23 protein-coding genes are annotated in these 22,061 nt (G+C 68.5%); 11 read left to right on the top strand and 12 right to left on the bottom strand.

Going from position 1 to position 22,061, the window contains the following annotated elements; genetic code table 11:
* Window positions 1–66: 66 nt before the first annotated feature.
* Window positions 67–1,449, bottom strand: coding sequence for a M17 family metallopeptidase (locus EGK63_RS06135; RefSeq protein ID WP_125900410.1), 1,383 nt, complete (start codon window positions 1,447–1,449; stop codon window positions 67–69).
* An 89-nt stretch (window positions 1,450–1,538) separates the two neighbouring features.
* On the opposite strand from EGK63_RS06135, the gene EGK63_RS06130 reads away from it, so the two are divergent.
* The 6 genes from EGK63_RS06130 to arfB all read left to right on the top strand — a co-directional run bounded on the left by EGK63_RS06130 (window position 1,539) and on the right by arfB (window position 6,248).
* A complete protein-coding gene (locus tag EGK63_RS06130; RefSeq protein ID WP_125900409.1) occupies window positions 1,539–2,363 on the top strand; it encodes a tetratricopeptide repeat protein in 825 nt (274 codons plus the stop codon).
* A 136-nt stretch (window positions 2,364–2,499) separates the two neighbouring features.
* The gene (locus EGK63_RS06125) at window positions 2,500–2,970 is read left to right on the top strand and encodes an iron-sulfur cluster assembly scaffold protein (RefSeq protein WP_125900408.1); all 471 of its coding nucleotides are present in this window, start codon (window positions 2,500–2,502) and stop codon (window positions 2,968–2,970) included.
* 80 nt (window positions 2,971–3,050) lie between these two features.
* Window positions 3,051–3,299: a membrane protein insertion efficiency factor YidD gene (yidD, locus tag EGK63_RS06120; protein ID WP_003167548.1), complete on the top strand. Its 249-nt coding sequence runs from the start codon at window positions 3,051–3,053 to the stop codon at window positions 3,297–3,299.
* A complete protein-coding gene (gene thrS, locus EGK63_RS06115) occupies window positions 3,296–5,236 on the top strand; it encodes a threonine--tRNA ligase (RefSeq protein ID WP_125900407.1) in 1,941 nt (646 codons plus the stop codon). The genes yidD and thrS overlap by 4 nt, the downstream gene beginning before the upstream one ends.
* A gap of 155 nt (window positions 5,237–5,391) precedes the next feature.
* Complete coding sequence (locus tag EGK63_RS06110) at window positions 5,392–5,850, top strand: YaiI/YqxD family protein (protein ID WP_125900406.1); 459 nt, start codon at window positions 5,392–5,394, stop codon at window positions 5,848–5,850.
* Window positions 5,847–6,248 (top strand): alternative ribosome rescue aminoacyl-tRNA hydrolase ArfB, encoded by a 402-nt coding sequence (gene arfB, locus EGK63_RS06105; protein WP_125900405.1) that lies wholly within the window; start codon window positions 5,847–5,849, stop codon window positions 6,246–6,248. The genes EGK63_RS06110 and arfB overlap by 4 nt, the downstream gene beginning before the upstream one ends.
* Here arfB and EGK63_RS06100 read toward each other — a convergent pair whose 3' ends face one another.
* From EGK63_RS06100 to EGK63_RS06090, 3 genes are read right to left on the bottom strand one after another with little or no spacing between them, the layout of a single operon-like run.
* Window positions 6,249–6,752: a hypothetical protein gene (locus EGK63_RS06100; RefSeq protein WP_125900404.1), complete on the bottom strand. Its 504-nt coding sequence runs from the start codon at window positions 6,750–6,752 to the stop codon at window positions 6,249–6,251. It abuts the gene before it with no gap.
* 20 nt (window positions 6,753–6,772) lie between these two features.
* A complete protein-coding gene (gene ubiB / locus EGK63_RS06095) occupies window positions 6,773–8,356 on the bottom strand; it encodes a 2-polyprenylphenol 6-hydroxylase (RefSeq protein WP_125900403.1) in 1,584 nt (527 codons plus the stop codon).
* Complete coding sequence (locus EGK63_RS06090) at window positions 8,344–9,129, bottom strand: class I SAM-dependent methyltransferase (protein ID WP_040346301.1); 786 nt, start codon at window positions 9,127–9,129, stop codon at window positions 8,344–8,346. Before EGK63_RS06090 ends, ubiB begins: the two co-directional genes overlap by 13 nt.
* 124 nt (window positions 9,130–9,253) lie before the next feature.
* Here EGK63_RS06090 and EGK63_RS06085 point away from each other — a divergent pair, with 124 nt between their 5' ends.
* Window positions 9,254–9,550, top strand: a complete 297-nt coding sequence (locus EGK63_RS06085) for a 4a-hydroxytetrahydrobiopterin dehydratase (protein ID WP_040346303.1) — start codon at window positions 9,254–9,256, stop codon at window positions 9,548–9,550.
* Window positions 9,547–10,332, top strand: coding sequence for an SDR family oxidoreductase (locus EGK63_RS06080; protein ID WP_125900402.1), 786 nt, complete (start codon window positions 9,547–9,549; stop codon window positions 10,330–10,332). The genes EGK63_RS06085 and EGK63_RS06080 overlap by 4 nt, the downstream gene beginning before the upstream one ends.
* Window positions 10,333–10,571: 239 nt before the next feature.
* On the opposite strand, the gene EGK63_RS06075 is transcribed toward EGK63_RS06080, so the two are convergent.
* The 5 genes from EGK63_RS06075 to EGK63_RS06055 form a co-directional block, all read right to left on the bottom strand.
* Complete coding sequence (locus EGK63_RS06075) at window positions 10,572–11,915, bottom strand: amidohydrolase family protein (protein ID WP_125900401.1); 1,344 nt, start codon at window positions 11,913–11,915, stop codon at window positions 10,572–10,574.
* Between the two features lie 3 nt (window positions 11,916–11,918).
* Entirely contained in the window at window positions 11,919–13,415 is a 1,497-nt protein-coding gene (locus EGK63_RS06070; RefSeq protein ID WP_125900400.1) for an amidohydrolase, read from the bottom strand.
* A gap of 116 nt (window positions 13,416–13,531) precedes the next feature.
* Window positions 13,532–13,813, bottom strand: a complete 282-nt coding sequence (locus EGK63_RS06065) for a DUF167 family protein (protein ID WP_125900399.1) — start codon at window positions 13,811–13,813, stop codon at window positions 13,532–13,534.
* Window positions 13,814–14,082: 269 nt separating this feature from the next.
* Entirely contained in the window at window positions 14,083–15,012 is a 930-nt protein-coding gene (locus EGK63_RS06060; protein ID WP_125900398.1) for an electron transfer flavoprotein subunit alpha/FixB family protein, read from the bottom strand.
* Window positions 15,012–15,776, bottom strand: a complete 765-nt coding sequence (locus tag EGK63_RS06055) for an electron transfer flavoprotein subunit beta/FixA family protein (protein WP_125900397.1) — start codon at window positions 15,774–15,776, stop codon at window positions 15,012–15,014. Before EGK63_RS06055 ends, EGK63_RS06060 begins: the two co-directional genes overlap by 1 nt.
* 124 nt (window positions 15,777–15,900) lie before the next feature.
* Between EGK63_RS06055 and EGK63_RS06050 the strand changes: the two genes are divergently transcribed.
* Entirely contained in the window at window positions 15,901–16,242 is a 342-nt protein-coding gene (locus EGK63_RS06050) for a hypothetical protein (protein WP_125900396.1), read from the top strand.
* A 9-nt stretch (window positions 16,243–16,251) separates the two neighbouring features.
* On the opposite strand, the gene EGK63_RS06045 is transcribed toward EGK63_RS06050, so the two are convergent.
* Window positions 16,252–16,824 (bottom strand): cob(I)yrinic acid a,c-diamide adenosyltransferase, encoded by a 573-nt coding sequence (locus tag EGK63_RS06045; RefSeq protein ID WP_125900395.1) that lies wholly within the window; start codon window positions 16,822–16,824, stop codon window positions 16,252–16,254.
* A gap of 34 nt (window positions 16,825–16,858) precedes the next feature.
* Window positions 16,859–17,062: a twin transmembrane helix small protein gene (locus tag EGK63_RS06040; protein ID WP_125900394.1), complete on the bottom strand. Its 204-nt coding sequence runs from the start codon at window positions 17,060–17,062 to the stop codon at window positions 16,859–16,861.
* A gap of 143 nt (window positions 17,063–17,205) precedes the next feature.
* On the opposite strand from EGK63_RS06040, the gene EGK63_RS06035 reads away from it, so the two are divergent.
* Window positions 17,206–19,362, top strand: coding sequence for a TonB-dependent receptor domain-containing protein (locus EGK63_RS06035; RefSeq protein WP_125900393.1), 2,157 nt, complete (start codon window positions 17,206–17,208; stop codon window positions 19,360–19,362).
* Window positions 19,363–19,478: 116 nt separating this feature from the next.
* A complete protein-coding gene (locus tag EGK63_RS06030) occupies window positions 19,479–20,603 on the top strand; it encodes a hypothetical protein (RefSeq protein ID WP_040347107.1) in 1,125 nt (374 codons plus the stop codon).
* A 64-nt stretch (window positions 20,604–20,667) separates the two neighbouring features.
* On the opposite strand, the gene ahcY is transcribed toward EGK63_RS06030, so the two are convergent.
* Complete coding sequence (ahcY, locus tag EGK63_RS06025) at window positions 20,668–22,059, bottom strand: adenosylhomocysteinase (protein WP_003166281.1); 1,392 nt, start codon at window positions 22,057–22,059, stop codon at window positions 20,668–20,670.
* Window positions 22,060–22,061 lie beyond the last annotated feature (2 nt).

The raw sequence follows: 22,061 nt of genomic DNA, 5'->3' as shown, positions 1-22,061 counted from the left end.
ACGGCTCGGACAATTCGAGCCGCCCACCCTAGGCGCCGATCCCGAAGGGGGCGTTAACAGCCTTGGCTATTTGGCGAATTTGTCGCTGAGGTAGCGGAAGCAGGCGCGGATGGCCTGGGCCTCGCCGCCTTCGGGCCAGCCGGGCCGGGCGCGCGGATTCCAGGCGAAGACGTCCATGTGCGCCCAGCTGCCGCTCGTCGGGGCGAACTTCTGCAGGAACAGGGCCGCCGTCACCGACCCGGCCTGGGCCCAGGCGGCCGAATCGTTGCGCACATCGGCGATCTCGCTGTCCAGCGAGGCGCGATAGCCCGCCCACAACGGCATCCGCCACACAGGGTCGCCAACCGCCCGGCCCGCGCCCAGCACGCCCTCTGCCAGGGCGTCGTCGTCGGTGTAGAGCGGCGGCAGCTCCGGCCCCAGCGCGATGCGCGCCGCGCCGGTCAAGGTGGCGAAATCCAGCGTCAGGTCCGGCTGATGCTCGCCCGCCCGCGTCAGGACGTCGGCCAGGATCAGCCGCCCCTCGGCGTCGGTGTTGCCGATCTCTATGGTCAGGCCCTTGCGGCTGTTCAGGATGTCGCCCGGCCGGAAGGCGTCGGCCGACACCGCGTTCTCGACCGCCGCGACCAGAACCACCAGCCGCACCGGCAGATCCGCCTGCATGATCAGCCGGCCCAGCGCCAGGGCGTGGGCGGCGCCGCCCATGTCCTTCTTCATGTTGCGCATCCCGGCGGCGCCCTTGAGGTCCAGACCGCCGGTGTCGAACACCACCCCCTTGCCGACCAGGGCCACCAGCGGACGGTCCGCCTTGTCCAGATTCCAGCCGATCTCCAGCACGCGCGGCGCGCGGTGCGGGGCGGCGGCGCGGCCGACGGCGTGGACGGCCGGATAGTTGTCTTCCAGCAGGGCGTCGCCGGTGGTGACGGTCAGGCTCGCGCCCGCGCCCTCGGCGATCTCGCGCGCAATGGTCTCAAGCTGCAGCGGCCCCATGTCAGCGGCGGGGGTGTCCACCATCTCGCGCGTCAGGGCGCAGGCGGCGGCGATGTTCAGCGTCGCCGTCAGGTCGAGGCCGTCCGGCGCGACCAGACGCGCCCGGCCACGCTCGGGCCGGGCCTTGTAGCGGTCGAACAGATAGCCCCCCAGCGCGAAGGCCAGGGCCGCCGAATGCGCCGCCTCGCCCTCGACGCCCTCCAGCCGCCAGTCGCCCGCAGGCAGGCGCGTCGGCAGGCCGCGCGTCGTCATGGGATCAAAGGCTTCGCCCGCCCCGAACAGGGCCAGCTCCGGCGCGCCGTCGGCGCCGGGGACCACCAGCAGCTGGCCCGCCTTGCCGGTGAAGCCGTTGGCCTCGGCCCAGGCGGCGATGCGTCCCTCCAGCGCCGCCCCCGCCTTGACGATGCGGACCGGGCGCGCGGCCTCGGCGGCGGCGATCAGCAGATCGGACTGATGGGACATGGGGCGACCTTTCCGACGCTTAACGCCGATTAACCAAACCTTGACCCGTCGGCGCGACCCTACAGGCTGAACCGCCACGGACCCCTTCCATGTCGCGCAACGCCGCCCTCGCCGCAACCGTCAGCCTGACGCTTCTGACCCTCGCCGCCCCGGCCCTGAGCCAGACCGCGCCCGCAGCGCGCGCCCCTGCCGACGCCGCGACGCGCGCGGGCTATGACCGGGCCGACGCCCTCAGCCGCTCGGTCTTCTGGACCCAGGAGCAGCAGCTCAATCCGATGGACCCGGTCGCCGGGGTCAAGCTGGCCCAGGCCCTGCGCGAACTGGGCCAGTTCGATCAGGCGGCCGAGACGGCGCAGGGCGTGCTGGTCGTCCAGCCCGCCAACGTCGAGGCCATGCTGGAGGTCGGCCGCGCCCACATCGCGCGCGGCCAGGCCTTCTACGGCATCGCCGCGCTGGAACAGGCCAAGGCGGCCGCGCCGCGCGACTGGCGGCCCCTGTCGCTGCTGGGCGTGGCCTATCAGCAGGTGCGCCGCCCCGACGACGCCCGCGCCACCTGGAACGAGGCCCTGCGTCTGTCGCCCGACAACGCCGACGTCCTGACCAACGCCGCCATCGCCCGCATCGGCGAGGGCGACGCCCCGTCCGCCGAAATTCTGCTGCGCCGCGCCGCCGCCCAGCCGGGCGCCAGTCTGCAGGTGCGCCAGAACCTGGCCCTTGCGCTGGGCCTGCAGGGCAAGACCGCCGAGGCCGAGGCCATCCTGCGCCGCGACCTGCCGCCCGAGGCGGCGGACCAGAACCTGCGCTGGCTGGCCGCGCGGATGCAGCCGGGTCAGGCGCCCTCTCCCGCCGTCGCCCCCGCCCTCACTGAGGCGTCGCCGACCGCGCGGACGTGGTCGTCGTTGCAGGACGGGTAGGTTCACCCCGCTCAAATACCGCCGTCATCCTCGGGTCAAGCCCGAGGATGACGGCGGGGTAGAGCAAGGCCCACGCGACTGAGGGAGAAGCCTTGCGTCTCTTCACCTTCCGCCCGCAAACGCCTATCTTCACCCCGTGATCGACGACCTCTACAGCGCGCGCATTCTGTCGCTGGCGGCCAACCTGCCGCACAGCGGGCGCCTGCCTGCGCCCGAAGGCTCGGCCGAGCGGGTGGCCAAGCTGTGCGGCTCCAAGGCCATCGTTGACGTGGCGCTGGACGCCGACGGCCGCGTCAGCGATTTCGCCCAGACGGTCAAGGCCTGCGCCCTGGGCCAGGCGGCGGCGGGCGTGGTCGGGGAGAACGTCCTCGGCGCCTCGGTTCAGGAGATCGAGGCCGCGCGCGACGCCATGTCGGCCATGCTGAAATCCGGCGGCGACGGTCCCGAGGGCCGCTTCGAGGCCTTGCGCGTCCTGAAGCAGGTCGCCGACTATCCCGCCCGCCACGCCTCGACCCTGGTGGCGCTGGAGGCGACGCTGGAAGCGGTGCGGCAGGCGTTGGCCAAACACCACACCGATACGCGAACTCGCCTCGCCGGCGCGGCCTGAACGGCGCGTCGGTTGATCCCCCTGCTGTGAAGAGGGATAAGCGCGACGAACCCGAAACAGAGCCCCCGGCGAAGGGACCGATGTCTCTCTACGAACGCAGCGTCCGCGCGGCCCATCGGGGCTATAAGCTGACGCTGTCCCCCCTGATCGGCCAACAGTGCCGGTTCATGCCGACCTGTTCGGATTATGGGCGCGACGCCTTGATCCAACACGGTCCGGTTCGGGGGGGATGGCTCACCGTGCGGCGCCTCTGTAAATGCCATCCCTTCGGCGGTTCGGGCTATGATCCCGTCCCGCCCGCCAAGACCGAAAAAGAACGTCCGTCATGATCGAACTGAAATTCCCCGACGGCGCCGTGCGTCAGTATCCGGCCGGCTCGACGGGCCGCGACGTGGCCGCCGCCATCTCGCCCTCGCTGGCCAAGAAGGCGGCCCTGGTCGTCTGGAACGGCGAGCAGCGCGACCTGGACCGCGTCATCGACGGGAACGGCGACTTCCGCCTGCTGATGCGCGACGATCCCGAGGCGCTGGAGACCATCCGCCACGACGCCGCCCACGTGCTAGCCCAGGCGGTGCAGGAGTTGTTCCCCGGCACCCAGGTCACGATCGGCCCGGCCATCGAGGACGGCTTCTATTACGACTTCGCTCGCGACGAGCCCTTCTCGACCGACGATTTCCCGAAGATCGAGAAGAAGATGGCCGAGATCATCGACCGGGGCGCGCCGCTGGAGCGTCAGGTCTGGAACCGCGACGAGGCCATCGCCCACTTCGAAAAGATCGGCGAGGAATATAAGGCCGAACTGATCCGCGACCTGCCCGAGACGGAAACGATCACCGTCTACAAGCAGGGCGAATGGGCCGACCTGTGCCGGGGACCGCACTTCCCGACGACCAAGTTCGTGGGCAAGGCCTTCAAGCTGACCAAGCTGGCGGGCGCCTATTGGCGCGGCGATTCCAACCGCGCCCAGCTGCAACGGATCTACGGCACGGCCTGGGCGACCAAGGAGGATCTGGACGCCTATCTGCTGCGTATCGAGGAGGCCGAGAAGCGCGACCACCGCAAGCTGGGCCGCGCCATGGAGCTCTTCCACATGCAGGAAGAGGGCCGGGGCATGGTCTTCTGGCACCCCAAGGGCTGGGTGCTGTGGCGCGTGCTGGAGGCCTATATGCGCCGCCGTCTGGACGCCGCGGGCTATGTCGAGGTCAAGACGCCGCAGGTGCTGGACCGCAAATTCTGGGAAGCCTCGGGCCACTGGGACAAGTACCGCGCCAACATGTTCGTCTGCGAAACGGTCGAGGGCGAGACGCTCAGCCTCAAGCCGATGAACTGCCCCGGCCACGTGCAGATCTTCGATCAGGGCCAGCGGTCCTATCGCGAACTGCCGCTGCGCATGGCCGAGTTCGGCGCCTGTCACCGCTATGAGCCGTCGGGCTCGCTGCACGGCCTGATGCGCGTGCGCGGCTTTACGCAGGACGACGCCCACATCTTCTGCCGCGAGGACCAGATCGTCGAGGAGACGGCCGAGTTCATCAAGCTGGCCTATTCGGTCCACGCCGACCTGGGCATGGAGACCAAATACATCAGCCTGGGCACCCGCCCCGAGCTGCGCGCCGGCACCGAGGAATTCTGGGACAAGGCCGAGGCCCAGATGCTGGAAGCCGCCCGCGCCGCCGGAACCGAGCCGGTCGTCACCGAGGGCGACGGCGCCTTCTACGCGCCCAAGCTGGATTTCATCGTCAAGGACGCCATCGGCCGCGAATGGACCTGCGGCACGATCCAGCTGGACTATGTCCTGCCCGAGCGTCTGGATGCGACCTACATCGCCGAGGACGGCCAGAAGCACCGCCCGGTCATGCTGCACCGCGCGATCCTGGGCTCGTTCGAGCGCTTCATCGGCATCATGATCGAGAACTACGCCGGGGCCTTCCCGCTGTGGCTGGCGCCGACGCAGGCCGTGGTGGCGACCATCACGTCCGACGCCGACGGCTATGCGCAGGAGGTTCTGGCCAAGTTCCGGGCGGCGGGCCTGCGCACCGAAATCGACCTGCGCAACGAGAAGATCAACTACAAGATCCGCGAACACTCGGTCGCCAAGGTGCCCGCCATCGCCGTGGTCGGCCGCAAGGAGGCCGAGGAAGGCAAGGTCGCCATCCGCCGCTTCGGCTCGCAGGCCCAGACCATCGTCACGGTGGATGAGGCCATCGCCATGCTGACGGACGAGGCCCTGGCGCCGGACCTGAAGCGCCTCCGCGACGGTGTGGCGTAAGACTGAACGCGCTTCTCCTCTCCAGTTTGTGGGGAGGTGGCGCGGCGCCGCAAGGCGACGTGACGGAGGGGCTGCCGGTCGTGCTGGCCCCTCCACCACCACTTCGTGGTCCCCCTCCCCATGAAATGGGGAGGAAAAGGCGCCATAAGCCTGTCATGGCCACCACCCTCTACATCGACGCCGACGCCTGCCCCGTGAAGGAGGAGGTGTATCGCGTGGCGCGCCGCTGCGGGCTGAAAGTCTTCGTGGTGTCCAACACCTGGATCAACACCCCGCGCGAACCGCTGATCGAACAGGTGGTCGTCGACGCCGGGCCGGACGCAGCCGACGACTGGATCGCCGAGCGCGCCCAGCGCGGCGACATCGTCATCACCGCCGACATCCCGCTGGCCGACCGGGTGCTGAAATCGGGCGCCCAGGCGCTGAAGTCGAACGGCCAGCCGTTCACGGCCGACTCCATCGGCTCGGCCCTGGCCGGGCGGATGATCGGCGAACACCTGCGCTCCATGGGCGTGCCGACCAGCGGGCCGCCGCCCTTCTCGGCCGCCGACCGCTCGCGCTTCCTGCAGGCGTTGGACGCGGCCGTGGTGCGGGCGCGCAGAGAGGCGTCATGAGCCGCATCCCCGAGGACGAGCTGGAGTTCCGCTTCTTCCGCGCCGGCGGACCGGGCGGGCAGAACGTCAACAAGGTCTCGACCGCCGTGCAGATGCGGTTCGACGTCAAGAACTCGCCCAGCCTGACCGAGCCGGTGAAGGCGCGGCTGATGAAGCTGGCGGGCAGCCGCCTGACGCTAGACGGGGTGATCGTCATCAGCGCCGTGCGCTTCCGCACCCAGGAGCGCAACAAGGCGGACGCCATCGAACGGCTGGAGGCCATGGTCGCCGAGGCCTCGATCAAGCCGGTCTATCGCGTGCCGACCCGCCCGACGCGGGCGTCGAAGGAGCGTCGGCTGCAGGCCAAGTCCAGCCGATCCTCGATCAAGAGCGGACGCGGCAAGCCGTCGCTGGACTGATCAGTCCTCGGCGGGGCGGAACAGCAGGGCGGCGATGAGGTCTTCGTCATTGAAGCCAATGATCCAGTCCGTGGCCTGCTTGTCGAACACGACGCGGAAGACGTCGGCGCCGTTCTGCTGGTCCAGGTGCGAGATCGACTTCAACGGGCCGAACTGCTGGATCAACGGAGCCACCTGGCCGGACTGGGCGCGGATTTGCTGGGCCAGGTCGGGCGTGAAGACCGCGTAGTCGATCTGACCGGACTGCATGGCGGCGATGACGGCGCGCAGGGCCTCTTCCGAACGAGCGATGTCCGGAGCGGTCGCAGTCGTGGCTGCAGGCGCGGCGGGCGCGGTCTGCGGACGAGCCGGGGCGGCGTCGCCCTCGAAAGCGCCCGGCAGGGTGGCCGCAGCCGCGCCCGATCCGGTCGCCGGACGGGCGGGCGCCTGTTGAGCCTGTGCCAGGGCCGGAACGGCCAGCAGACTTGCCCCCATCAGGGCGGCGGTCAGCGAAAGGGTCTTCATGCGCAAACTCCGAAGAAACGTCAGGCGACGATCATCGGCCAAAGCGTCAGCACCAAGGCGGCCGCCGACGCGCAGACGGCGACGGTGACGGCGGCGACCACCCAGGGCCGCGTTCCGGCCTTCTCGATCACCAACGTCTGAGACGGCGGCGGGTTCTGCACCAGACGCGACAGGGCCTTGAGGGCGGCCATCGCCTCCTCGACCGTTTCCTTGATCTGAGCCTGCGGTCCCAGTTCGCGCTTGATCCAGCGCTCGACCACCGGCTTGGCGGCCTCCCACAGGTCGTGATCGGGGTTCAGGCGGCGCGCCACCCCCTCGACCGAGACCATGGTCTTCTGCAGCAGCACCAGTTCGGGACGCATATGCATGTCGAACAGGGCGGTGATCTCGAACAGCTGGCCCAGCAGGCGGCCCATCGACACCTGGCTGGCCTGGCGGCCGATCACCGGCTCGCCGACCGCGCGCAGGGCCTGGGCGAAGGTGTCGACCGAATGGTGCGGCGGCACGTATCCGGCCTCGAAATGGACGCGGCTGATGCGGTCGTAGTCGCGGCTGATGAAGCCCCACAGGATCTCGGCCAGATAGCGCCGCTCGGCCGGGCCCAGTCGCCCGACGATGCCGAAGTCGATGGCCGTCAGCTGCGCGGGCGCGTCGGCGAACAGATTGCCCTCGTGCAGATCGGCGTGGAAGACGCCGTGATCCAGCGCCTGGACCAGGAAGGCGCGCACCACCTTGTCGGCCAGGGCGTCCTTGTCGAGGCCCGGCAGCTCGACCAGGGCCGGGTCCGTCATCGGCAGGCCCGGCGCCCATTCCAGCGTCAGCACCCGCTTGCCCACCCCGTCCCAGACGACGGCGGGCGCGGACATATAGCCGTCCTTGGCCATGACCTCGGCCAGTTCGGAGGCGGCGGCCGCCTCCAGCCGCATGTCCAGTTCCAACTGCAAGGACTGGGCGATGATCTCGACGAAAGCGCGCGGCTCCAGCCGACGGGCGGGCTCGACGAAGCGGTCCACCAGCTTGGCCCCCAGGCGCATGGCGTCCAGCCCCTGGGCCACGCGGCGTTCGACGCCGGGACGCAGCACCTTGACCGCCACCTTGCGCCCGTCGGCCAGCCGGGCCGGGTGCGCCTGCGCCAGAGACGCCGCGCCCATCGGTTCGGTCAGATCGATGAACAGGCTTTCTACCGGACGGCCCAGCGAGCGTTCGATCTCGCGCTTGGCCTCTTCCAGCGGGAAGGGGGGCAGCTTGTCCTTCAGACGCCCCAGATCCTGGGCGAACTGCAGACCGAAGATGTCGGCGCGCGTGGCCAGAACCTGACCCAGCTTGATGGCGACCGGCCCCAGATGCTCGAACGCCTGGCCGACGCGCTGCCCCGGTCGTCCGGCGCGGTGCCTGCGGCTGGCGAACAGCTGGATCAGGCGGGCGAACGGGCGGCCCCAGGCGGGCAGCAGGGGGTTGGCCTCGCGCGGGATCAGGGCGTCGTGGCGCGCCAGAACCCAGCCCCAGCGGACCATGCGCAGGGCCGCGCCCACCGGATGGCGCACCGGCTGGGCCTTGGGCGTCGGCGGCGGGGCGTTGAAGGTCAGCCGGCTCAGATCGCCCACCCGTGGTGGATGGCGGCGATCCCGCCCGACAGATTGGTGACGCTGACGCGGCTGAAGCCCGCCTCCTCGATCATCCGCTTGAAGGTCTGCTGATCGGGGAAGCGACGGATGCTCTCGACCAGATACTGGTAGGAATCGCGGTCCTTGGCGACCAGTTGGCCGATGCGCGGAATGGCGTGGAAGGACCAGGCGTCATAGGCCTTCCTCAGCGCGCCGGTCGTCGGCCGCGAGAATTCCAGGCAGATGAAGCGGCCGCCCGGCTTCAGCGCGCGGCGCGCCTCGCGCAGGGCCTGCGGAATATCGGCCACATTGCGGATGCCGAAGCTGATCGAATAGGCGTCCAGGCAGGCGTCCGGCAGCGGCAGGTGCATGGCGTCGCCGACGCCCCAGGCCATCTCGGGCTCGCCGCCCTTGGCCACGCCGTTCAGGATCATCTCGGCGTTGTAGTCCATGACGATGACCGTGGCGTCCTCGCCGCCGCGCCGTTCCTGGGCCGCGCGGGCCATCCTGGAATAGCGGCGCGCCATGTCGCCGGTGCCCCCGGCCATGTCCAGCACCACCTCGCCCGGCCGGACGTTCAGCTTGGCCGCCGTGGCGTCCTTCCAGATGCGGTGGACGCCCGCGCTCATCAGGTCGTTCATCAGGTCGTAGTTGGAGGCGACGGAGTTGAACACGCCGCGCACCATCTGCACCTTTTCCTTGGCGTCCACGTCGCGGAAGCCGAAGGAGGAGGTCTTGCCGGAAGCGTCGGAGGAGGGATCGGCCTGGGTCATGGATGGGGGTGTAACGCCTCCCGTCGCCGCCGTCATCCGGGGAAGCGTCGCATCTGACGCAGGCTGGCGGCTTGTCGCGCCTCGGGGGCCGCGATACGCCTGACGAAAGCATAAGGAGACGCCCATGACCGCCGCCCTCGACGTGACCGAAGTTCTGGCGGGCCTGCCCGACTGGCGCCGCGCCGACGATCCGCGCCCGGCCATCGCGCGCACCCTGCGCTTCGCCGATTTCAACGCCGCCTTCGGCTTCATGACCCGCGTCGCCCTGCTGGCCGACAAGGTCGACCATCATCCCGAGTGGTCGAACGTCTACAACCGGGTCGAGGTGCTTCTGACCACTCATGACGCCGATGGCGTGACCGAGCGCGACGTGGCGATGGCCCGCTTCATCGACGCGGCGGTCAAGGGTCTGGTCGAGTGACGGGCGGGCGCGTCGCGGGCAAGACGGCGCTGATCACCGGCGCCGCAGGGGGGCTGGGCCAGGCCATGGCCCGAATGCTGGTCCGCGAAGGGGCCAGGGTGGCGCTCAGCGATCTGGACCTGAACGGCGTCCGCGCCCTGGCCGAGGCGATCAACGCCGACCACCCCGGCATGGCCTTCGCCTATGAGCACGACGTCACGCGCGAGGACGACTGGGTCCGCGTCGTCGGCGCGGCGGTCGAGGACATGGGCGGGCTCAACATCCTGGTGAACAACGCCGGAATCGGCGGCCAGCTTTTATGGGCCGAGCAGGACACGCTGGAAAACTGGCGCAAGGTCCAGGCGATCAACCTGGAATCCGTCATGCTGGGCTGCAAGCACGCCATGGCGCCGCTGCGGGCCTCGGGCGCGGGGTCGATCGTCAACATCTCCTCGATCGCGGGACTGGCGGCCGCGCCGGGCATGGGCGCCTACAACGCCACCAAGGCGGCGGTCTGGCTCTACACCAAGACGGTGGCGCTGGAGGCGGCCAAGGCGGGCTGGAACATGCGCGCCAACTCGGTGCACCCGGTCTTCATCAAGACGCCGATCCTCGATCCCTTCGTCGCCATGGCGGGCGGGGACGAGGTCAGCGCGCACGAAAAGCTGGCGCGGGGCATTCCGTTGAAGCGCATCGGCGAGCCGGACGACGTGGCCTATTGCGTGCTTTACCTGGCCTCGGACGAGTCCAAGTTCGTGACCGGCGCCGAGTTCAAGATCGACGGCGGGCTGACGGCGCAGTAGGGCGCGCGAGCTTATATACCCCGCTCATCCCGGCGGACGCCGGGACCCAGTGAGAACTCCGCGCACAGCGGTCTCCAATGTCCAGCCCGAGGCCAAAGAACTGGGTCCCGGCGTCCGCCGGGATGAGCGGGAATCAGCTGTCGAAGCCAGTTAGCACCGATTAGCTGGCGGACATCCGGAATACGAAAAAGGGCGCCGCGGTCTCCCGCAGCGCCCTTCCGTCTTCAGGCCGTGAAGCCTCAGTCGCCGTAGGCGGGCGGCATGGCCCCTTCGCCGCCGGTGCGGTAGCGGTCGCGCAGCAGCAGGTTGCGCGCCTGCAGCGGCTGATCCACCCCGTCGATCAGCACGGCCGAGGGCTGGCTCAGCGGCTCCAGCGGATCGCCCGACCAGACCACGACGTCGCCCGCCGCCCCGGCCTTCAGTTCGCCGAACTGGCCGTCGAAGCCGAAGATGCGCGCCGGGTTGACGGTGATCGCCTGGATGGCCGCCGCGAACGGCAGACCGTGCGCCACGGCGTTGCCGGCATTGTAGCGGATGTCGCGAGCACGATGGGTCGAGCCCTCATTGCCCTTGATGGCGATGACCACGCCGGCTGCGTTCAGCGCCGCCGCGTTCTGCATCCGCGCCGCCCGGCTTTCGAAATTACCCGGCAGGTTGGTCAGAGGGTGCAGCAGGACCGGCACATTGGCTGCCGCGATCTCATCGGCCACCAGCCAGCCTTCGGCGGCGCCGTCGAGGATGATCTTGATCCCCTCCTCGCGCGCCAGCCGCAGCACCTGCTGGATATCCGAGGCGCGATTGACGGTGACGATCAGCGGCATCGAACCATTGGCCACCGGGATCAAGGCCTCCAGGTCGGCGCGCGACAGGGACAGGTCGCGCAGCGCCGCCCGATCATAGGCCGCCTTGTTGCGCGCATAGAGGCGCGTCTCGGCCATGGTCTCCTTGAACAGGACGAACTCGGCGCCGCGCGCGCCGCCCGCCACGCCCTTCCCGGCCTCGCCGAACGGGGCGACCATGGCCACGCGCGGCTTCACCAGGATGTCGGCGCCGCCCAGCTTGATGACCGCCGCCTGGCCCGCGAACAGGCCCGGCGACTGATAGCCGCCGTGACCGGCCCCGGCGAAATCGCTGTCGTCATGGCTGTGACCGCCGCCCGAGCCCGCGTGCTGGGGCGTGACCACCGCGCGGGTGACGCCGCCCAGACGGGCCGTCGGCAGGGTGAAGGACCAGGGGTCCAGGCCGTACGACAGGTCGAAGGCCGCCGTCAGGGTGTTGGCGTTGTTCGACAGGTCGTTGGAGCCGCGTACCGAGCCGACCTCCGAACCGCCGAGGCCTGAATCGACCGCGACGAAGCCGGGGGTGACGATCTTGCCGCGCGCGTCGATGACCCGCAGACCGGCCGGGGCCGCGCCGGTTCCGACCGAGACGACCTTGCCGTTGCGGATGACGACGGTGCCGTTCTCGATCACCGAGGTTCCGGTCAGCACCCGGCCGCCGGTGATGGCGACGTCCTGGGCCAGAGCGGGCCCAGCGAGGGCGAGCGCCGCGACAGCGCCCGCGAGGAGAGTTTTGATACGCATGGTTCAGCGAGCTCCCTGGGCGACGCCGGCGGCGGCCTGGCCGAAGCCGGGCTGGCCCAGTTCGAAATCGGACACGGGCTGGAAGGCGGGGTTCTGGCGATCGAAGGCCAGGCCGCCGTCGATGAAGACCTGATCGGCGCGGGCGTAGATCGAGAAGGGATCGGCGCTCCAGATCACCACGTCGGCGCGCTTGCCGCTCTCCAGCGAGCCGGTCTCCTTGTCGATGCCGATGGAACGGGCCGCGTTCAGCGTGATCCAGCTGATGGCGTGCTCTTCGGAAATGTTCATCCCGGCGCGGCGACCGGCCGACAGGGCGGCGGCGGCTTCCTGGTTCAGGCGCTGGATCAGTTCGGCGTCGTCCGAGTGGATGACGGCGCACGAGCCCTCGGGCGCGTCGGTCAGGGCGGCGTTCTCCTCGATGCCGTCCAGGGCCTCCATCTTGAAGCCCCACCAGCCGGTCCACATGGCGGCGCAGACGCCTTCACGCGCCAGCAGCGGCGCGATCTTGTAGGCCTCGACCGCGTGGTGGAAGGTGGTGATCTTGTAGCCGAACTCCTTGGCCACATCGAGCATCACCGCCATCTCGTCGGCGCGATAGCAGTGATTCTGGATCAGGATCGAGCCGTCCAGAACGCCGGCCAGGGTCTCAAGCTGCAGGTTGCGGGTCGGGGGCGTCCCCTCGCCCGTTTCGCGCCACTTGTCCCACTTGGCCTTGTAGTCGCGCGCGGCGATGAAGCCGGCGCGATAGCCCGCGACATTGCCCATGCCGGTGGCCGGCGAGGTGTTGCGCGAGCCATAGACCCGCGACGGGTTCTCGCCGCAGGCCATCTTCAGGCCGTAGGGGGCGTTGGGGAACTTCATTCCCTGCATAGTGACCGACGGCACATTGCGCAGGGTCACGCCGCGGCCGCCGAACAGATTGGCAGAGCCGGGCAGGATCTGCATCGTCGTCACCCCGCCCGCGCGGGCGGTGTTGAAGCCGGGATCCTGAGGCCAGATCGAGTGCTCGGACCAGACCTGGGCGGTGTTGGGGTTGGTGGCTTCGTTGCCGTCGCTCATGCCCATGACGCCCGGCGAGGGATAGACGCCCAGGTGGCTGTGGATGTCGATGATGCCCGGCGTGACGAAGCGGCCGCGCGCGTCCACCACCTGGTGGCCCGCCGGGACCGGCGTGTCCGCGCCGCCGACGGCGGCGATGCGGCCGTCCGTGACGACGACGACGCCGCCCTCGATCTTCTGGCCCGCGCCGGTCAGCACCGTGGCGCCGACGATGGCCATGTTCTGGCGCGGCAGACCGCGATAGGTCGAGGGATAGGGGTCCGTATTGGCCCAGCCGTCCAGACCCGGCGCCATCGTCCGGTCCTTGGAGGACGACGCGGCGGAGGCCGTCTCGGTCTTGGGCGCGGCGTCGCCGGTCGTGGCGCAGGCCGACAGGCTGAGCGCGCCGAGCGCGCAGGTGAGAACGGCGAGGCTTGGACCCCGCAGGCGACTGAACAACATGGGCGAGCCCCCTCGCGCCCGCGAACTGCGAGCAGACAATGGCGCGTATACAATCGCCAGTTTCCGTCAGGGTAAAGCTCTAAAAGCCGCCGCTCTCGGCAAAGTCAGGCGCGCGCTCAATCCGCAGGCAGGCGGGCGCGGACCTCCGCGTCGGTCAGGCCGTCGACCTCGATCATCTTCAGCCGCGACTGTCCGCCGCGCGCCAGCGCCACATCGCGCTTGGGCACGCCCAGGGCCTTGGCGAGGAAGGCCGTCAGGGCGGCGTTGGCCTCGCCCTCCACCGGCTGGGCGCGGACGCGGACCTTCAGCACCGGGCGGCCGTCCGGGTCGACGTCCCAGCCGTCGATGCGGTCGGCCGCGGCGCGCGGGGTCAGCTTGATGGCGAGGCGGGCGGTCATGGCCCCCTATCCGTCATCCCGGTCAAACGGCGCAAGCCACGCAGAGAAAAGGGGCGTTCCATCCCTCTCCCGCTTATCCCGGCGGACGCCGGGATCCAGTAAGAGCCACGCGCTCCACCGTGGAATTTGCGCCTATGCCGAGCGCTGCATCTAAAGCCAAAGCACTGGATCCCGGCGTCCGCCGGGACGAGCGGATAGAGAGGGCGCAAAAGAAAACGCGCCGGACGATCCCTCGCCCGGCGCGCTTCTAACTCAGCGTGTGAAACCGATCAGCCCAGGGCCGCCATCAGTTCCGGCACGGCGGTCTTGTAGTCGGCGACCAGGCCGTAGTCGGCGATCTGGAAGATCGGGGCGTCGGCGTCCTTGTTGATCGCGACGATCACCTTGGAGTCCTTCATCCCGGCCAGGTGCTGGATGGCGCCCGAGATGCCGATGGCGATGTAGAGAGCCGGCGCCACGACCTTGCCGGTCTGACCGACCTGATAGTCGTTAGGGGCGTAGCCCGCATCGACCGCCGCGCGCGAGGCGCCGACGGCGGCGCCCAGCTTGTCGGCCAGGGGGTCCATGACGGCGTGGAACTCTTCAGCCGAGCCCAGGGCGCGGCCGCCCGAGACGACGATCTTGGCGGCGCCCAGTTCGGGGCGATCCGACTTGACCATTTCTTCCGACACGAAGGCGGTCTTGGGCGCTTCGCCGGCGGCGACGCTCTCGACCGAGGCCGATCCGCCTTCAGCGGCGGCGGCGAAAGCCGTCGGGCGCACGGTGATGACCTTCTTGGCGTCGGCCGACTGGACGGTCTCCAGCGCATTGCCCGCATAGATCGGACGCACGAAGGTGTCGGCCGAGACGACTTCGACGATGTCCGAGATCGGCGCCGTGTCCAGCTTGGCGGCGATGCGCGGGGCGAAGTTCTTACCGTCGGTGTTGGCCGGGGTCAGGATGGCGTCGTAGTTCCCGGCCAGCGGCAGGACGGTAGCCTCTACGGCCTCGGCCAGACCGTGGGCGACGGCGTCGCCCTCGGCCAGCAGCACCTTGCGCACGCCCGCGATCTTGGCGGCGGCGTCAGCCACGGCCTGAGCGCCCTTGCCCAGCACCAGAACGTCCACGTCCGACGACAGGGCCAGGGCGGCCGTCACGGTCTTGTGGGTGGTGTCGCGAACGACCGAGCCGTCGTGGTCGGCGATGACGAGAACGGCCATTACAGAACCCCTGCGTCTTTGAGCTTGGAAACCAGTTCGGCCGCATCGGCGACCTTGACGCCCGCCGAACGCTTCGGCGGCTCCGTCACCTTCAGCACCTTGAGGCGGTCCGCCGTGTCGACGCCGTAGTCGGCGACCGCCTTGATGGCGATCTCCTTCTTCTTGGCCTTCATGATGTTGGGCAGCGATGCATAGCGCGGCGTGTTCAGACGCAGGTCGACCGACACCACGGCGGGCAGTTCGGCCGAAACGGTCTGCAGGCCGCCGTCGACTTCACGCGTGACGACAGCCTTGCCGCCGTCGATGACCAGCTTGCCGGCGAAGGTGGCCTGCGGCCAGTCCAGCAGGGCCGCCAGCATCTGGCCCACGGCGTTGTTGTCGCCGTCGATCGACTGCTTGCCCAGCAGCACCAGGTCGGGCTTCTCTTCTTCCACCACGGCCTTCAGCACCTTGGCGACGGCCAGCGGCTCCAGGTCCGTGTCCGACTGCACCAGGACGCCGCGATCCGCGCCCATGGCCAGGGCGGTGCGGATGGTTTCCTGAGCCTGGGTCACGCCGATGGAGACGACGACGATTTCCGTCGCCGTGCCCGCGGCATGGTGTTCCTTGCCTTCCTTCAGACGCACGGCCTCTTCGACGGCGATCTCGTCGAAGGGGTTCATGCTCATCTTGACGTTGGCCAGGTCGACGCCGGTCTGGTCCGCCTTCACGCGGGCCTTGACGTTGCTGTCGATCACCCGTTTCACCGGGACGAGTACCTTCATGAGCCTATCCACTTGGTCATCGAAATGTCGGTCGAGGGATTGGACCGATGAAACCGGCCTGTCAACGTAACGCTACGTGAACTGCGTTCGTGTTCAGCGGTCAATTTTCGGCTATGTAGCCTGCATGAAACGCTTCCTGACCTTTCGTCGTCTCAGCATCCTGTTCTTCGGCGTGTTCGCCCTGATGCTGGTCGGCCTGTTCGTCCTGCAGCGCGTCTGGGTTGATCCGGGCGAGCGCTGTTCGGCCAAGGGCCACTGGTACGATATGGAGTCGCGTATCTGCGCCCAGCCCATCTACATCCCCGACATCACCGGCCGCCCGGCCGGGACGACGCGCGCCGAAGCGTCGAACAAGGCCAATCAGGAACTGCTTAGCCTGGAGGATCAGGTCAATGCCGAGAAACGCGCCCGCGCCGCCGCCACCGAGGCGGAACGCGAGCGGGTGAAAGCGCTGCAGGCTCAGTAACGCGACGCCTCAGCGCGTCGCGCCGGGACGCCACAGGACGTCGCCGGCGCCATTGGCGTTGGCGCGACGGGCGGCGACGAACAGCAGGTCCGACAGACGGTTGAGGTAACGCACCGCCTCCGGGTTCACGACCTCGCCCGATTCGACCAGGCGCACGGCCTCGCGCTCGGCCCGACGGCACACGGTGCGCGCCAGGTGCAGATGCGCCGACAACGGCGAACCGCCCGACAGGATGAAGCTGTCCAGCGGCTTGAGGCAGTCGTTCATCCAGTCGATCTCGGATTCCAGCCGCTCGACCTGCGTGGCGATGATGCGCAGGGCCTCCCATTTGGGCGCCGGCTCCATCGGCGTGGCCAGATCGGCGCCGAGGTCGAACAGCTCATTCTGGATGCGGCCCAGCATGGCGTCGATGCGGTCGTTCTGGCCGCTGTTCAGACGGGCCACGCCGATGACGGCGTTCAGCTCATCCACCGCGCCATAGGCCTCGACCCGCTGATCCGTCTTGGACACCGGCGCGCCCGAGGCCAGGCGAGTTTGCCCGGCGTCGCCGGTGCGGGTGTAGATCTTGTTCAGCGTCACCATGACGCGCCCTCCCCTGTTCGTGTTGGCGCGCGCCTCAGCCCGCGTGCGTACGCTTCAGCCACATGCCGATCATCAGCAGCAGCACCGCCACCGCCTGAAGGATGATGCGCAGCCGCATCAGCTTGTTCGAGCGGGCGCTCGCGCCTTCCCCGCCCTTGTTCAGGTTGTAGAGGCCGAAGCCCAGGGTGACGACGACGCCGGCCACGGCGATCAGGATCAGAATGTCGATGAGGTCCATGCCCGCTTCTTAGGCCCGCCCGCCATTCCGCGCCAGACGTGTCGAAACCGGGGCGCAATTGCGACCTATTCACACACCCCCATTGCACTGAGAATGCGAACGCTGTTGAGAGGCGTTCTCATTTTTGAAGGCTCCCTCTCCGAATGTCCTGCTTCCGCTCGTCACGCCGCTCGTCCCTGCTGGCCGCCACCGCTCTGATGACTGTGGGCGCCGGCGCGCCCGCCCTGGCTGACGAGACCACGGACATGATGGAGCAGACGCACAAGGTCGCCGACGTGGTCGTCACCGCCTCGGGCTTCGAGCAGAAGATCACCCAGGCGCCCGCCTCGATCAGCGTCCTGCCGCGCAAGGAGATCCAAGAGATCCGCGCCGCCTCGATCGCCGAGATCCTGAACAACATCGAGGGCGTCGACACGGGTTCCGGCGTCGGCAAAACCGGCGGCCAGACCATCAACATTCGCGGCATGGGCTCGGACTACACCCTGATCCTGATCGACGGCCGCCGCCAGAACACGGCCGGCAGCGTGACCCCGAACGGCTTCGGCGAAACGGCCAACAGCTTCCTGCCGCCGGTCTCGGCCATCGACCGCATTGAGGTGGTGCGCGGCCCGGTCGCCACCCTCTACGGCTCGGACGCGATGGGCGGGGTCGTCAACATCATCACCCGCAAGGTCGGCGACGCCTGGACGGGCTCGGCCTCGGCCAACTACACCCTGCAGGGCGACGACGAGTTCGGCGACTTCTGGGGGATCAACGGCTACGCCTCGGGTCCGCTGATCGGCGACCGCCTGGGCCTGGCCCTGCGCGGCTCCTGGTCCGAGCGCGAACAGTCGGACCTGAAATACCGCGACGTGAACGGAAACGAGGTCGACGTCACCGGCTTCGGGCGCAGCGCCACCGCCTATGAGATCTGGACCCTGGGCGCCCGCCTCAGCCTGACGCCGAACGCGGACCACGACCTGTGGCTGGACGTCGACGCGGCCGGCCAGTGGTACGACAACGCCAAGGGCCAGATGGGCACCAACACCGTCGCCGGCGGCTACAAGGACTTCCTGGAGTTCAACCGCGAGCAGTACCTGCTGGCGCACAATTGGCGCCTGGATTTCGGCACGCTGGAATCCACCCTCTCGCACAACAAGACCGAGACGGTCGGCCGCATCATCCCCCGCGGCGTTCCCGGCGCCGGGGGCGACCGCACCCTGGAGACCAAGACCACCCTGTTCGACACCAAGCTGAACAGCCAGTGGCGCAACCACACCTTCACCGTCGGCGGCCAGTACATGGACGCCGAAATGACCGACGGCGTGGCGGCCGGCGCCTTCACCTTCGAGCAATGGGCCCTGTTCGCCGAGGACGAATGGCGGCTGCGCGACGATCTGGCCCTGACCGTCGGCCTCCGCTACGACGACCACTCCAGCTTCGGCGACCACGTCAGCCCGCGCGCCTATCTGGTGTGGAACGCCAATGAGCAATGGACCCTGAAGGGCGGCGTCAGCGGCGGCTACAAGACCCCGCGCCTAGAGCAACTGACTCCCGGCATCAACGGCTTCGGGCGCCAGGGCGCCCTGCCGCTGATCGGCAGCCCCGGCCTGCAGCCGGAAACCAGCGTGGCCTATGAGTTCGGCGTCTATTTCGACAACGGCTCGACCTTCCGCGCCAACGCCACCGTCTTCCGCAACGACTTCGAGGACAAGATCGCCTCGGGCCAGCCGATCGCCAACTGCACCTTCGGCCTGACCCAGGCCCAATACGACGCCGGCGACTACTCCAAGACGGGTTGCGCCGACGTCGGCTTCTGGTCGGCGATCAAGGAGTTCGGTCAGAGCGTGAACATCGACGAGGCCACGACCCAGGGCCTGGAAGTCGTCGCCCGCTGGCGCTTCGCCGAGGCCTGGAGCCTGCACGGCAACTATACCTACACCGACAGCGAGCAGAAGACCGGCGCGCAGGCCGGCCGCCCCCTGACCGATACGCCCGAGCACATGATCAACGCCCAGCTGCGCTGGCAGGCGACCGACCGCCTGTCCACCTGGTTGCGCGGCGAATACCGCTCGGAGCGCTGGCGCGGCGAGGGCGCCGCCCGCGACGCCCTGGGCGACTTCAAGGCCTATGAGCTGTTCCACTTCGGCGGCTCGTACGAAGTCAATGACCGCGTGACCCTCAATGCGGCCATCTACAACCTGTTCGACAAGGACTTCGTCCGTCTGGCTCCCTATGGCGCGCCGGTCGCCTATTCGCCGGAATACGCCAACAATCAGGAGCCGCGTCGTCTTTGGATGTCGGTGACGACGACCTTCTAACCCCTCTTCAGTTTCCTCCCCGACTGACCGGGCCGCCTCCTTGAAGGAAGCGGCCCGTTTTTTTGACCTGCGCCAAACTAAGCCGTTGGTCATTTTTGACTGGCAGGATGGCCGTCATGACTGATCGCGCCATCCGCAACCTCGAACACCTGCGCCGCACCGCCTCGACCGCGCGCGTGCTGAACCTGCTCAAGGTCTATGACGAGCACGGCGACAGCGACGACTGGGCCGAGCGCCCCATGTTCCGCAACCCGGCCCTGAACCGCGCCCTGATCATCAAGCACAGGCTGCGGCGCAATGAGACCGACGCCTTTCCGGGCCGCCGTCAGGTGGCGACCAAGATCGTAGTGCCGATCGACAGCACCGACCTGAAGACCGGCGGCCGCTTCATCTTCGTCAACCAGATCGGCTTCGAGCGCGCCATGCACGAGGCCTTCGGCGTCGACCCCGACCACCCGGACCTGAAGACCCTGCGGCTGATGGATCAGCTGCCGTCGCTGGACCCCTTTCTGCTGCGCGAACAGCTGCGGCGCGGCAATGTGGACGCCGCCCCCTGCTATTTCGCCCTCAGCGAGGCCGACCTGGAGCGTATGCTGGAGTTCGTCCAGAAGGAGATCGAGCCTCTGGTCACGCTCAGCGTCGGCGACGGGGTGGTGGCCGCCGGTTCGACCGCCCGCATGGCGTCGAAGATCCTGTCCAACGCCCCCGGCGACCGGCTGGAGGCGCTGCGCCTGACGCTGAAGCTGGAGCCCGAGCAGTATCAGGAGGGCGTCTTCTGCTGGAAGGGCTTCCTCTACTACAAATGGGCGCTCGCCAGTCTGATGGCCGACATCGTCCATGTGGCCGACGAAGTGGGCACGATCCAGCCCGCCGGCCCCAGCGACCAGGCGGCCAAGGACTATATCGCGCGCGGACGCGGCGTGCTGCGCGGCCGCATCATGAAGACCTGCGAAGAGGTCAGCCGCACCCTGCGCTACTACGACGACGCCTATGCGGGACTGACGCGCGAGGGCAATCCGGTGGCGTTCCGCGACTTCCTGCTGGAGGCGCCCGCCCTGTTCACTCGCCTGGGCGACCAGCTGGGCGCAGTGCAGCACATCGTCAGCTTCTGGCGCTTCCGCTTCAACCCCAAGGCGCCGCCGGTCGGGGTGGATGAGCTGATCGACATCTTCATGGACTTCGAAACCGGCCTGATGGGCCGAGGGCCTGACGAGTTCGATCCACGCGACGTCGCAGCGTAAGTTCAAAAGAAAACCCCGCGCCGTCGCCGGCGCGGGGTTCTGTCTTTCAGACCCGAGACAGGTCTCAGTAGCGGTAGTGTTCCGGCTTGAACGGACCCTCGACCGGCACCGAGATGTAGTCTGCCTGATCCTGGCTCAGCGTCGTCAGCTTGGCGCCCAGCTTGGCCAGGTGCAGGAAGGCGACCTTCTCGTCCAGGTGCTTGGGCAGGGTGTAGACCTTGTTGTCGTAGGCCTTGGCGTTGGTCCACAGCTCGATCTGGGCCAGCGTCTGGTTGGTGAAGGACGCCGACATCACGAAGGACGGGTGGCCCGTGGCGTTGCCCAGGTTCACCAGACGGCCTTCCGACAGCAGGATGATCTTCTTGCCATCCGGGAACTCGACGTGGTGGACCTGATCCTTGATCTTGTCCCACTTGAAGTTCTTCAGGCCCGCGACCTGAATCTCAGAGTCGAAGTGGCCGATGTTGCAGACGATGGCGTTGTTGCGCATGGCGCGCATGTGCTCGACGCGGATGACGTCCTTGTTGCCCGTGGTGGTGACGAAGATGTCGGCCTTGTCGGCGACGTCTTCCAGGGTCTGGACCTCATAGCCTTCCATCGCCGCCTGCAGGGCGCAGATCGGGTCGATCTCGGTGACGATCACGCGGGCGCCGCCGTTGCGCAGCGAAGCCGCCGAGCCCTTGCCCACGTCGCCGTAGCCGCAGACCACCGCCACCTTGCCCGACAGCATGACGTCGGTGCCGCGACGGATGGCGTCGACCAGGCTCTCACGGCAGCCGTACAGGTTGTCGAACTTGGACTTGGTGACGCTGTCGTTGACGTTGATGGCGGGGAAGGGCAGCTCGCCGCGCTCGGCCATCTGATACAGGCGGTGGACGCCCGTGGTCGTCTCTTCCGACACGCCGCCGATGGCGTCGCGGATGGCCGAATAGAAGCCCGGCTTCTCCTTCAGATAGCGCTTCATGACCGAGAAGAGGGCTTCCTCTTCCTCGTTCTGCGGGTTGTCGAGGACGCTGGCGTCCTTCTCGGCCTTCGGCCCCAGCACGCACAGCAGGGTGGCGTCGCCGCCGTCGTCCAGGATCAGGTTCGGATAGCCGCCGTCGGCCCATTCGAAGATCTTGTGGGCGTAGTCCCAGTACTCGACCAGGGTCTCGCCCTTGAAGGCGAAGACCGGCGTGCCCGACGCGGCGATGGCGGCGGCGGCGTGGTCCTGGGTCGAGAAGATGTTACACGAGGCCCAGCGCACTTCGGCGCCCAGGGCTTCCAGCGTCTGGATCAGCACGGCCGTCTGGATGGTCATGTGCAGGCTGCCGGCGATGCGGGCGCCCTTCAGCGGCTGGGACGCGCCGTATTCCGCGCGCAGCGCCATCAGGCCCGGCATCTCGGTTTCGGCGATGGCGATTTCCTTGTTGCCGAAGTCGGCCAGGGAGATGTCGCGGACGATGTAGTCGGTCATGC

It is taken from the genome of Brevundimonas sp. 357 (genome assembly GCF_003938605.1).
GTDB lineage: Bacteria > Pseudomonadota > Alphaproteobacteria > Caulobacterales > Caulobacteraceae > Brevundimonas.
The sequence above is the reverse complement of the archived record's forward strand: the minus strand, read 5'-3'. Positions and strand labels throughout refer to the sequence as shown.